Raw genomic sequence first — 11,477 nt, 5'->3', positions numbered from 1 at the left:
CGCCCAGCGGCGTGCCGACGGCCCGCTGCCGGCCCCGGCGGAGCTGCTCGCGGCGGTGCGCGACCGGTCGCTGGCGGTGCTGGGCGGTACGGGCACGGGCACGGCGCCCCTCGGCGGCGGGCCCGCAACCGCGCCCCGGACGGCGGCTGCGACCCCCTGGGCGCAGACCGCCAGGGGGCGGGAGGGCGCCGAGCACCGCGATCTCGCTCACCACTGCGAGCTGGCCCTGCGGCTCGCCCTCTCCTATGTCGTCGTGCCCGTGCCGGACGATGTGGGCGCCGCGGTCCGCACGGCTCTCGGCTCTCCCGTCAGTGGGTCGAACCTGAGAGCTGCAGGCCGATGACCCCGACGATCACCAGCGAGATGGAGACGATCTTCAGCGTGGAGACCAGATCCCCGAGGAAGATCATCCCGTAGATCGCGGTGCCCGCCGCGCCGATGCCCGTCCACACGGCATACGCGGGGCCCACGTCCAGCCGCTTCAGCGCCAGAGTCAGCAGCCCGAAACTGCCCAGGGCGAAGGCTGCGAAGGCGATGGTGGGCCAGAGTCTGGTGAAGCCGTGGGAGAGCTTGAGGCAGACGGCGAAGCCCGTCTCCAGTAGTCCGGCGACAATGACCAGCAGCCACGCCATCGTCAGTGCCTCCCGTGTCGGTCGGTGACTGCCTACGTCTCGGCCTGCCTTGTCTCGACTGCTTCGTCTCGCTTGGTGCGAGTATGCACTTACCAGCAGTCGTCGACCGCAAACGTGAGCGGATCAATCCCCTTCGCGTCGTTCACGGGTCGCCAGCAGCCGCCGCAGCGAGTGGAGCCGCGCCGGGTCGGCATGGCCGTCCGCCACCCAGCGGTCCAGTGCGCAGTCCGGCTCGTCGTGGCTGCAGGCGCGCGGACAGTCCTCCGTGCCCGGTTCCAGATCCGGGAAGGCATGGATCACCCGGGACGGATCGACGTGGTTCAGACCGAACGACCGCACCCCCGGGGTGTCGATCACCCAGCCTCCCGCCGGGTCCGCCAGCGGCAGCGCCAGCGCCGAGGTGGTGGTGTGCCGGCCGCGGCCGGTGACGGCGTTGACCACACCGGTCGTCCGCCGCCGCTCCTTCGGCACCAGCGCGTTGACCAGCGTCGTCTTCCCGACGCCCGAATGTCCGACGAAGGCGGTGGTACGGCCTCTGAGGTGCTCGTGCACCCGGTCGGCCGCCACGCCGTCCACGAACTCCTCGCGCGTGGTCACCACATGGGGCACGCCCAGCGCCCCGTACAGCGCCAGCAGCTCGTCCGGCGGGGCGAGATCCGACTTGGTGAGCACCAGCAGCGGCTCCAGACCGCCGTCGTAGGCGGCCACCAGACAGCGGTCGATCAGCCGCGGTCGCGGCTCCGGGTCCGCGAGAGCGGTCACGATGGCGAGCTGGTCGGCGTTGGCGACCACCACCCGCTCGTACGGATCGTCGTCGTCCGCGGTACGGCGCAGCACCGAGAAGCGCTCCTCGATCCGCACGATGCGGGCGAGGGTGTCCTTGGCGCCGGACAGGTCCCCGACGATGGCGACCCGGTCGCCGACGACGGCGGCCTTGCGGCCCAGCTCGCGGGCCTTCATCGCCACCACTGCCCGGTCCTCGACCAGACAGGTCAGCCGGCCGCGGTCGACGGTGAGGACCATGCCCTCGGCCGCGTCCTCGTGCTTGGGCCGGATGTTGGTGCGCGGCCGGTTGCCCTTGCGGTTGGGGCGCACCCGGACGTCGTCCTCGTCGGCGTGCTTGCCGTAACGGCGCATGGCGCTTCAGACCCCGAGCATTTCTGCCCACATCTGCGGGAAGTCGGGCAGGGTCTTGCCGGTGGTCGCCACGTTCTCGATCTGCACGCCCTCGACCGCCAGGCCGATGACCGTGCCGGCCGTGGCCATGCGGTGGTCGTCGTACGTGTGGAACACGCCGCCGTGCAGCCGGCGCGGGCGGATGTGCAGACCGTCCTCGGTCTCCGTCACATCACCGCCCAGCTCGTTGATCTCCTTGGTCAGGGCGGCCAGCCGGTCCGTCTCGTGAAGCCGCAGGTGGGCGACGCCGCGCAGCGTCGAGGGGGAGTCGGCGAGGGCGGCGACGGCCGCGATGCCCGGGGTCAGCTCGCCGACCTCGCCCAGGTCCACATCGATGCCGTGGATGCGACCGGCGCCGGTGAACACCAGACCGGCGTCGGTCAGCTCACAGGAACCGCCCATCTCGGTGAAGATCTCCCGCAGCGCGTCACCGGGCTGGGTGGTGCGCTCCGGCCAGTCGGGGATGACCACCCGCCCGCCGGTGACCAGCGCGGCCGCGAGGAACGGCTGGGCGTTGGACAGATCGGGCTCGATCGTCAGATCGCGGCCGAGGACGGCGCTGGGCGAGACCCGCCAGACGTTCGGCTCGCCGCCGGTCTCCGGCTCGTCGACCTGCGCGCCGACGGCCCGCAGCATGTCGACGGTCATCCGGATGTGCGGCATGGAGGGCAGCGTGCGGCCGGTGTGGCGCACCTCGACGCCCTGGTTGAAGCGCGGGGCGGACAGCAGCAGCGCGGAGACGAACTGGGAGGACGACGAGGCGTCGATCTCCACCGTCCCGCCGTCCAGCGCGCCGCCGCCGTGGACGGTCATCGGCAGCGAGCCGCGGCCGTCGTCGTCGATGCGGGCGCCGAGGACGCGCAGTGCGTCGATCACGCCGTTCAGGGGACGCTCGTACGAGCGGGGGTCGCCGTCGAAGCGGATCGGACCGTCGGCGAGGGCTGCGACCGGGGGAAGAAAGCGCATGACCGTGCCGGCGTTGCCCACGTCGACCGTGGCGGGTCCGTGCAGGCCGGAGGGGATGACACGCCAGGCCTCGCCGCCTTCCGAGAGTTCCGCGCCCGGCGCGGCGGCGGAACTCGAGGAGACGGTCTCCTCGATGCCGACGCCCAGCGCACGGAGGGCGGCGGCCATCAGCAGCGTGTCCCGGGAGCGCAGCGGACGGCGCAGCCAGCCGGGCTCGGCGGCCAGCGCGGCCAGCACCAGGGCCCGGTTGGTGACGGATTTCGATCCGGGCACGGTGACCGTCGCTTCGACGGCTCCGGTCGCGTAGGGGGCGGGCCAGAGGGCGGGGTGCACGGAGCTTTCGGTCATGGCCATCACTTTAGTGGGTCCACGCACGGACGAATCTTGATCAGATCTGCTGAGATCACAGGCCGAGCAGCCATCGGCCACCGCCGATGAGCGAGCACACCGACACCGCGTGGAACAGGAACAGCCACATCGCGGCCGGGACGTTGGTCAGCCGGGCCAGCTGATCGGCGTCGGAGTCCGGCGCACCGCCGTGTCGGCGCTTCGACTGCAGCTCGAAGGCCGGGCGGACGCCGCCGAGCAGCAGAAACCACACGGCCGTGTATGCGAAAGCGGACTGCACCTGCGGCCCGGTCAGCCAGGAGACCAGCAGGAACGCCGCACCTGTGAGGACCACCGTGAGTGCCCCGTACGCGTTGCGGATCATCACCAGCATGGCCAGCAGCAGCGCGGTGGCCAGCCACAGCAGCAGCGTGATGTGGTGGGCGGCCAGCAGCCACGCCCCGCCGAGGCCGAGGAGTGGAGGGGCGGTGTAGCCGGCCGCCGCGGTGAGGATCATGCCGACGCCGGTGGGCTTGCCGCGGCTGACGGTCAGACCGCTGGTGTCCGAGTGCAGCCGTATTCCGTCCAGGCTGCGGCCGGTGGCCAGCGCGACCAGGCCGTGGCCGCCTTCGTGGGCGATGGTGATGGCGTTGCGCGAGATCCGCCAGACGCGGTGCGGGACGACGACGGCGAGCGCGGCGAGGCCGGTGACGATGACGAGCCACTCGTCAGGGGCGGACTGGGTGCCGAAAAGTCGGTCCCACAGGGATGTCGTGACCATTTCTCGGGCGGCTCCTCAAGGGCGGTGGTCGGGCGGCGGGCAGGAGTGGCAGTGTGGCACTCATGTGCGGACGGTATGCAGCGAGTCGCAGACCCGAGGATCTCGCAGGGCTCTTCGAGGTCGAGAAGTGGGAGCCCGAGGAGACGCTGGAGCCCGACTGGAACGTGGCCCCCACGAAGGAGGTCTACGCGATCCTCGAGCGTCCTCTGAAAGACGCGGCGGACCGCCGTCCGGTTCGCCAGCTCAGGGCGTTGAAATGGGGGCTCGTGCCGTCCTGGGCGAAGTCCCCGGAGGGCGCGGCCCGGATGATCAACGCCCGAGCGGAGACGCTGCACGAGAAGCCGTCGTTCCGGAAGGCGTTCCTCGCTCGGCGGTGCATTCTGCCGGCGGACGGCTATTACGAGTGGGTGACCGGCTCGGACGAGCGGGATCTGGAGGTCGCGGGGAAGAAGAAGCGGCCGCGGAAGCAGCCGTACTTCGTCACCCCGGCGGACGGGTCGGTGATGGCGATGGCCGGGCTGTACGAGTTCTGGCGAGACCGGACCCTGCCGGACGAGCATCCGCTCGCCTGGTGGGTGACCTGCTCCGTGATCACGACGGAGGCGGCCGCCGGCCCGCTGGGGGTGGCCCCGGCCGAGGGCCCGCAGTCGCTGTCCGACATCCACCCCCGTATGCCGCTGATGCTGACCCCGGACCGGTGGGACGCCTGGCTGGACCCGTCCCGGACGGAGGAGGAGGCGCTGCGGGGGCTGCTGGAGCCGCCGGAGGGCGGGCTGATGCGGGCGTACGCGGTGGGGACCGCGGTGAGCAATGTGCGCAACAACGGGCCGGAGCTGCTGAAGGAGCTGGAGGGCCCTGAGGAGGGGACGCTGTTCTGACCGGAAGGCCGTGTTCCGGCAGGATTGGGGGCGTGATGCGAAGCGAGAGCGTGGGGACGGACGCCGGCGAGGCCCGGGTCACCTGGGCCGTGCCCGAGGGCGCGCGGCTGGTCGTGGCGCTGGGGCACGGGGCCGGAGGGGGGATCGAGGCGCGGGACCTGCAGGGGCTCGCCCGGGCCCTGCACCGGGACAAGGTCGCCGTCGCCCTCGTCGAGCAGCCCTGGCGCGTCGCCGGGAAGAAGGTCGCGCCCGCGCCCAGGACGCTCGACAGCGGCTGGCGCGGCATCTGGCCCGCGCTGCGGAAGCCGGGGCTTCCCGTCGTCGCCGGCGGCCGCAGCGCCGGCGCCCGTGTGGCCTGCCGCACCGCCGAGGACCTCGGCGCCGTGGGCGTGCTCGCGCTGAGCTTCCCCCTGCACCCGCCCGGCAAGCCCGAGAAGTCCCGGGCCGACGAGCTCCTCGACGCGGCCCGGACCCTCCCCACGCTCGTCGTACAGGGGGCGAACGATCCGTTCGGGAAGCCCGAGGAGTTTCCCCAGGGGCCGTACGAGCTGGCGGCCGTGCCCTACGGCGACCACTCCTTCGCCGTGCCCAAACGTAGCGGAATGACGCCGGACGACGCCGTCCGGACGGTCGTCGACGCCGTACGTCCATGGGTCCTCGGGCTCCGGGAATAGCGCGCCCCCGCCCTGCCGTTGCAGCGGATGCCGGAAGTCAGTGCATCGAGCATGGAGTAGGAGTCCGCCGCATGGGTTCGACCATATGCCCCGACCGCGCGCACGCCGCCGAGCTGGACTGGACCGTGCTCCCCGCGGCCCGGACCGCGCATATTCCGGCGGCGGCACCGGTGGGCAGTCGTCTATTCTCCGAATCGAGCGGGTCCGCATCCGGTCTCGCCACGGCGGTCGAGGAGGTGGGTCCGGTCACTGGGACCGACGGCGTACAGGGCGACGTACAGAGGGAAGAGACGTCCGAAGAGCGCAATGCGCGCTTCGAGCGCGACGCCCTCGGCTACCTCGACCAGATGTACTCGGCCGCGCTGCGCATGACCCGGAACCCGGCGGACGCGGAAGACCTGGTGCAGGAGACCTACGCCAAGGCGTACGGATCGTTCCACCAGTTCCGTGAGGGCACCAATCTCAAGGCCTGGCTGTACCGGATCCTCACGAACACCTTCATCAACTCCTACCGCAAGAAGCAGCGCGAGCCTCAGCGGAGCGCCGCCGAGGAGATCGAGGACTGGCAGCTCGCCCGCGCCGAGTCGCATATGTCCACCGGACTGCGCTCCGCCGAGTCGCAGGCCCTGGACCATCTGCCTGACTCGGACGTCAAGGAAGCGCTCCAGGCGATCCCCGAGGAGTTCCGGATCGCGGTCTATCTCGCGGACGTAGAGGGCTTTGCGTACAAGGAGATCGCGGACATCATGGGAACACCCATCGGGACGGTGATGTCCCGCCTGCACCGGGGCCGTCGCCAGCTGCGCGGCATGCTCGAGGACTACGCCCGTGAGCGCGGGCTCGTGCCTGCCGGAGCGGGGGAGTCGAACGACGCGAAAGGCTCGGGCTCATGAGCTGCGGAGAGCCGCACGAGACGGACTGCTCTGAGGTCCTGGACCATCTCTACGAGTTCCTCGACCACGAGATGCCCGACAGCGACTGCACGAAGTTCGAGACGCACTTCGAGGAGTGCTCGCCGTGCCTGGAGAAGTACGGTCTCGAGCAGGCGGTGAAGAAGCTGGTCAAGCGGTGCTGCGGGCATGACGACGTGCCCAGCGACCTGCGTGCCAAGGTCATGGGCCGGATCGATCTGATCAGGTCGGGACAGGCCGTGCCGGACTCCGACGTGACGGCCGCGGGCAGCGCCGACTAGTGCCCCTCCCGGCAGGCTCTGCGCTGTCGCGCAGCCCTGCACACACTCCCTCTGGGCCCTGCGGGCCCGCCCGCCGTCACCCATAGGTGCGAACAGTGCGCTTATCAGCCGTACGCCCTCCCCCATATCGCTAGCGTGGCGCTCGATATGAGGAGGGCACGGGGCAGTGACGGCCTTACCGACGGCGTCGGAGACGCCGACGGCAGCGACGGAACAAGTGCCGCGCGCGGCGTACGGCTGCGTCGCGGCGGCCGTGCTGTGCGCCGCCGCGGTGTGCCTGGCGTCCGCTTCCGATGCCGCCGGCGCGCCCTCCGCGGCCGCCGCCGCGCTGCCGACGCTCCTGCCGCTCGCCGCGCTCCATACGCTGTGTGAGATCCCCTCGCACCGCCGGCCCGGCCGGCCCGGCGGAGGGTTCTTCCCGGTGCTCTTCGCCGCCGCCTTCCTGCTGCCGCCCGGCGCCGCCGCGGTCGTCGCGCTGCCCGCCGCCCTGCTGGGCCGGGTGGAGCAGCGCCCGGCAGGCCCGCGCAGGGCCTGGCGCGCGGCCCGGCTCGTCCTTGCGGCCTGGGCGGCGGCCCAGGCGTTCACATGGCTGGGCGGCGGGCCCGCCCTGCGCCAAGAAGCCCTCCCGGAGGGGCTTGTGAAGGCCCTGTCGGCGGCGGGGGCGGCCGCGCTCGTCTTCTGCCTGGCGCTCGCCGCGCTGGACGGCGGCATGCGCGCCGCCGCGGAGCGCATGCCGGTCCGCACCGCCTGGCGCGGACTGCTGTCCGCCGCACTGCCCTCGTACACCGTGCACGGGCTGGGCGGACTGCTGGCGGCGCTGCTCTGGAACGGCCCGTACGGACCCGTGGCCGCAGTGTGCGTGCTGGCGCCCCTGTATGTGTCGAGCCGGCACTTCGCCGCATCACATCGGGAGCGGGCCGCGCACCACGCCGCCGTCCGCGCGCTGGTGCAGGCGGTCGACATCAAGGACCCGTACACCCGGGGCCACGGCGACCGCGTGGGACAGGCGTCGGTGCTGATCGGACGCGAGCTGGGGTGGGACGGGCAACGGCTGGAACTGCTCCGCTTCGCCGGCGTCCTGCACGACGTGGGCAAGCTCGGCGTGCCGACGCGGGTGCTCCGCAAGGACGGCCCCCTGACGGAGGCGGAGCGCCGGACCATCGAACTCCACCCCGAATTCGGCCACGAGGTGGTGCGGGGCATCGGCTTCCTCGGCGAGGCCCGGTCGGCGGTCCTCCACCACCACGAGCGGATGGACGGCAGCGGCTATCCCTACGGTCTGGCAGGGCGGCAGATCCCCGTGTTCGCGCGGGTCGTCGCCGTGGCCGACGCCTTCGACGCGATGACGTCGACCCGCACGTACCGCAGGGCGCGGCCGGCAGCCGAAGCGGTCGCGGAGCTGGAGCGGTGCGCGGGGACGCAGTTCGACCCCCGAATGGTGCGAGCGCTGGCCCGGGCGCTGCGCCGGCACGGCTGGCAGCCGGAATCGAAGCCGGAATCGAAGCCGGAAACGACGACGGAAACGACGACGGAGGCGGCCGCGGCGGCATACGGCGAGCCGGACTCCGCCGCCCCCGGCGAGGACGGCAGACCAGGCGTGCGCGGAAACGTCTCGTCCGCATCGGCTTCGGGCACCCGGTGAACCCCATGTCCAGGCTGACCACGGCAGGCGTCTACGGGACGAGCGGGGCCGTCGCCCTGGCCGGCGTCGGATGGACGGCGTGGCACGGACTCCAGCAGCCCGGCATCGCCCTTGCCTTCGGGGCGCTCATCGCCGTGGGCGAGCTGGCCCGCTGCCGCGCCCTGCCGGGCGAGCGGGAGCCCGCGCCGCTCGGAGCCGCCGGAGCGCTGGCCTACGCACTGCTCGCCCGGTGCGCGGACGGACCCGCCGCGCACGGCATGCCGCAGACCGTCGCCGTCGTCGTCGCGGCCGTACTCCTCGGATCCGTACCCCATGTGGCACGCGGTGAAGGACCCGCGCTCGAACATGTGGTGCACAGGACGCTCACCGCCGCCTTCGCCGCCGTCTGCTTCCAGCCGCTGTCCCACTCCGGCGAGCTGGACCGCCTCCTCGGCCACGGGGCCTGGCATGCCCTCTTTCTGCTTGCGCTGCTCGCGCTCACCGCCCTGTGCGACGCGCTGCTGGCCGCCGCACTGCTGCACGACCGCACCCGCTACCCGTACGCCCCGCTGCTGCGCGACGAGCTGCGGGCCCTCGGCGGCGTCGGCGCCGCCGTCTGCGCCACCGCCGCGGCCCTTCCCCTCGCGGTCGCCGTCGCCGGGCTGTGGGCCCTGCCCCTCTTCAGCCTGCCGCTGCTGCTCACCCAGCTGTCCTTCCGCCGGCACGCGCGGGTGCGCACCGCATACCGGCAGATCATCGCCTCCCTCGCCCGCTCCACGGAGGTCGCCGGCTACACCCGGCCCGGCCACGCCCGCAGGGTCGCCCGGCTCAGCTGCGCGGTAGGCCGGGAGATGGGCCTGTCCGGGGCGGACCTCGCGGTGCTGGAGTACGCGGCCCTGATGCACGACATCGGGCAGCTCTCGCTGGTCGACCCGGTGCCGGAAGGGGCCACGGCGCTGCTCCCGGCCGCCGAGCAGCGCCGTATCGCGCTGCTCGGCGGAGCCGTCGTCCGGCAGACCGGCGTCCATGGAGCCGCGTCCGTCGCCGCGGTCGTCGAACGGCAGGCCGATCCTTACCGGGACCAGCCCCGGGCCGCCCGGATCGTCCGCGCCGTCAACGCATACGACGACCTGGCCGGGGGAAGCGGAGGGACAGCGGGCGGGGCGCTCGCCGCGCTGGAGGAACTGCGGCTCGCCACCGCGCGCGACTTCCAGCCGGAGGTCGTCGAGGCCCTCGCCAGAGTCCTCGCCCGAGGCGGTCTGGCCCCGGCCCCGCCCGGGTAACCCATGGGTAATGAGCGAGCGCCCGACCGGGCATGGTTGGATGCGGAGAAGAGGGAGTCCCGCAGGGGAACCCCTCGAGCGAGAGGGTGTCCGGGGGCAGTGACCCGAGCGACCGGCAGGCGGGAATCGTGAGGATCTTCGGGAAGGTACGGCATCGGCCCTCCGCCTCGTGGCGGCAGGCCACCGACCGCGCGTTCACGCTGATCGGCGACGGCCGTTACGAGGACGCGGGCGCGCTGCTGACCCGCGCCGCGGACCTGGAGCCCTGGCTGTCGGAGTCCTGGTTCAACCTGGCTCTGCTGCACAAGTTCCGGCACGACTGGGAGCAGGCGCGTGCCGCAGGACTGCGCGCCGTCGCCCTGCTCGACAAGGAGACCGGGGCACCCGATTGGTGGAATGTCGGCATCGCCGCCACCGCCCTGCAGGACTGGCCGCTGGCCCGCCGCGCCTGGCAGGCCTACGGCCTCAAGGTGCCCGGCGGCCCCACCCGTGCCGGGAGCGCCGCAGGCGCCTCCGCGTCGAACGGCGAACCGCTCGGCATGGACCTGGGCAGCGCGGCCGTACGGCTGTCGCCCGAGGGCGAGGCGGAGGTGGTCTGGGGTCGGCGGCTCGACCCGGCGCGGATAGAGGTGCTGTCCATCCCGCTGCCGTCCTCCGGGCGGCGCTGGGGCGAGGTCGTGCTCCACGACGGCGTGCCCCACGGGGAGCGGACGACCGCCGCCGGACCCTCCTACCCCGTCTTCGACGAGATCGAGCTGTGGGCCCCGTCACCGGTGCCCACCTGGGTGGTGCTGCTGGAGGCCGCCACGGAGGCCGACCGGGACGCCCTGGAGCAGCTCGCCGCCGACGCCGGATTCGCCGCCGAGGACTGGTCGTCCTCGGTGCGGCTGCTGTGCCGGGCCTGTTCCGAGAGCACGATGCCCAGCGCCGAGGGTGAGGGAGAGCACCTCGACCCCCATGACCACAGCGAGCCGGGCCACCCGGGGCCGCTCGGCCACCGCACCGGCGGCGATCTGTGGACCCCCGAGCGTGAGTGCGGGATCGCCGCGCCCGCCGGGCTGGTGCGCGGCCTGCTGGACGGCTGGGTCGCGGACAGCCCGGACTCCCGGGAATGGCGGGATCTCGAGGAAGTGTGCTGACGGCTGGCCGTAGGCTGTACGGGCACGCATCGGGTACACCCGCCGGACACCCTGACCGAACCGGGTATGTACGTCGGGTACTGAGGAAGGCGCAGAGTCTGACATGGCGCAGCAGGAGACGGACCAGCTCGTGAACGACGGTTTCGTCGTGGACACGGAGGACTGCGAGGAGCGTGAGCGCGCACACCGCGAGCGCGGCACGTCCCGTCCGATCACGGTCGTCGGCAATCCGGTGCTCCACAAGGAGTGCCGGGACGTCACGGAGTTCGACGACGAGCTCGCCGCGCTGATCGACGACATGTTCGCCAGCCAGCGGACGGCGGAGGGCGTGGGGCTCGCCGCCAACCAGATCGGCGTCGACCTGAAGGTGTTCATCTACGACTGCCCCGACGACGAGGGCGTACGGCACGTGGGCGCCGTCTGCAACCCGGTGCTGGAGGAGCTCGCGCCGGAGCAGCGCGTGCTGGACGACTCCAACGAGGGCTGTCTGTCGGTGCCGACCGCGTACGCCTCGCTGGCCCGCCCCGACTATGCGGTGGTCCGCGGCCAGGACGCCGAGGGCAAGCCGATCAGGGTGCGCGGCACCGGCTACTTCGCCCGCTGCCTCCAGCACGAGACGGACCATCTGTACGGACGCCTCTACATCGACCGGCTGTCGAAGCGGGAGCGCAAGGACGCGCTGCGGCAGATGGCGGAGGGCGCCCCCCGCTACCCGGTCGTCCCGAACGACTAGTGCCGCGACCGGGCAAAGCCTGCCGGGAGGGGCGCCAGCCGTCCGACGCAGACGAGAGCCCCGGGCGGCGGCTTG

General features: G+C 72.6%; 12 protein-coding genes and 1 pseudogene. 9 read left to right on the top strand and 4 right to left on the bottom strand.

Annotation, left to right across the window (positions count from 1 at the left end; translation table 11 throughout):
* Nucleotides 1–343 (top strand): annotated as a pseudogene (locus QCN29_RS01760) (hypothetical protein); the annotation flags it as partial.
* On the opposite strand, the gene QCN29_RS01755 reads toward QCN29_RS01760, so the two are convergent.
* The 4 genes from QCN29_RS01755 to QCN29_RS01740 all read right to left on the bottom strand — a co-directional run bounded on the left by QCN29_RS01755 (nt 309) and on the right by QCN29_RS01740 (nt 3,882).
* Nucleotides 309–632 (bottom strand): DMT family transporter, encoded by a 324-nt coding sequence (locus QCN29_RS01755; RefSeq protein WP_240134874.1) that lies wholly within the window; start codon nt 630–632, stop codon nt 309–311. The pseudogene QCN29_RS01760 and the gene QCN29_RS01755 overlap by 35 nt on opposite strands.
* Before the next feature lie 123 nt (nt 633–755).
* On the bottom strand, nt 756–1,769 hold the full coding sequence (gene rsgA, locus QCN29_RS01750; RefSeq protein WP_279925638.1) for a ribosome small subunit-dependent GTPase A: 1,014 nt from the start codon (nt 1,767–1,769) through the stop codon (nt 756–758).
* A gap of 6 nt (nt 1,770–1,775) precedes the next feature.
* Nucleotides 1,776–3,122, bottom strand: a complete 1,347-nt coding sequence (gene aroA, locus QCN29_RS01745) for a 3-phosphoshikimate 1-carboxyvinyltransferase (RefSeq protein WP_279925636.1) — start codon at nt 3,120–3,122, stop codon at nt 1,776–1,778.
* Between the two features lie 55 nt (nt 3,123–3,177).
* The gene (locus tag QCN29_RS01740; protein WP_279925635.1) at nt 3,178–3,882 is read right to left on the bottom strand and encodes a M50 family metallopeptidase; all 705 of its coding nucleotides are present in this window, start codon (nt 3,880–3,882) and stop codon (nt 3,178–3,180) included.
* A 62-nt stretch (nt 3,883–3,944) separates the two neighbouring features.
* Between QCN29_RS01740 and QCN29_RS01735 the strand changes: the two genes are divergently transcribed.
* The 8 genes from QCN29_RS01735 (at nt 3,945) to def (ending at nt 11,402) form a co-directional block, all read left to right on the top strand.
* Nucleotides 3,945–4,760, top strand: a complete 816-nt coding sequence (locus QCN29_RS01735; protein WP_279925634.1) for an SOS response-associated peptidase — start codon at nt 3,945–3,947, stop codon at nt 4,758–4,760.
* Between the two features lie 35 nt (nt 4,761–4,795).
* Nucleotides 4,796–5,434, top strand: a complete 639-nt coding sequence (locus QCN29_RS01730) for an alpha/beta hydrolase family protein (RefSeq protein ID WP_279925632.1) — start codon at nt 4,796–4,798, stop codon at nt 5,432–5,434.
* Between the two features lie 236 nt (nt 5,435–5,670).
* The gene (locus tag QCN29_RS01725) at nt 5,671–6,327 is read left to right on the top strand and encodes a sigma-70 family RNA polymerase sigma factor (RefSeq protein ID WP_398859080.1); all 657 of its coding nucleotides are present in this window, start codon (nt 5,671–5,673) and stop codon (nt 6,325–6,327) included.
* Entirely contained in the window at nt 6,324–6,626 is a 303-nt protein-coding gene (rsrA, locus tag QCN29_RS01720; protein WP_240134881.1) for a mycothiol system anti-sigma-R factor, read from the top strand. Before QCN29_RS01725 ends, rsrA begins: the two co-directional genes overlap by 4 nt.
* 166 nt (nt 6,627–6,792) lie before the next feature.
* Entirely contained in the window at nt 6,793–8,268 is a 1,476-nt protein-coding gene (locus tag QCN29_RS01715) for an HD-GYP domain-containing protein (RefSeq protein WP_279925630.1), read from the top strand.
* A gap of 5 nt (nt 8,269–8,273) precedes the next feature.
* Nucleotides 8,274–9,530, top strand: coding sequence for an HD-GYP domain-containing protein (locus QCN29_RS01710; RefSeq protein ID WP_279925629.1), 1,257 nt, complete (start codon nt 8,274–8,276; stop codon nt 9,528–9,530).
* Between the two features lie 128 nt (nt 9,531–9,658).
* The gene (locus tag QCN29_RS01705; RefSeq protein WP_279925628.1) at nt 9,659–10,669 is read left to right on the top strand and encodes a tetratricopeptide repeat protein; all 1,011 of its coding nucleotides are present in this window, start codon (nt 9,659–9,661) and stop codon (nt 10,667–10,669) included.
* Nucleotides 10,670–10,772: 103 nt separating this feature from the next.
* Nucleotides 10,773–11,402 (top strand): peptide deformylase, encoded by a 630-nt coding sequence (def, locus tag QCN29_RS01700; protein WP_279925627.1) that lies wholly within the window; start codon nt 10,773–10,775, stop codon nt 11,400–11,402.
* Nucleotides 11,403–11,477: the final 75 nt, after the last annotated feature.

The sequence above is a fragment of the Streptomyces chengmaiensis genome (assembly GCF_029846775.1).
Taxonomy (GTDB): domain Bacteria; phylum Actinomycetota; class Actinomycetes; order Streptomycetales; family Streptomycetaceae; genus Streptomyces; species Streptomyces chengmaiensis.
This window is presented reverse-complemented; position numbering and strand designations above follow the sequence as displayed.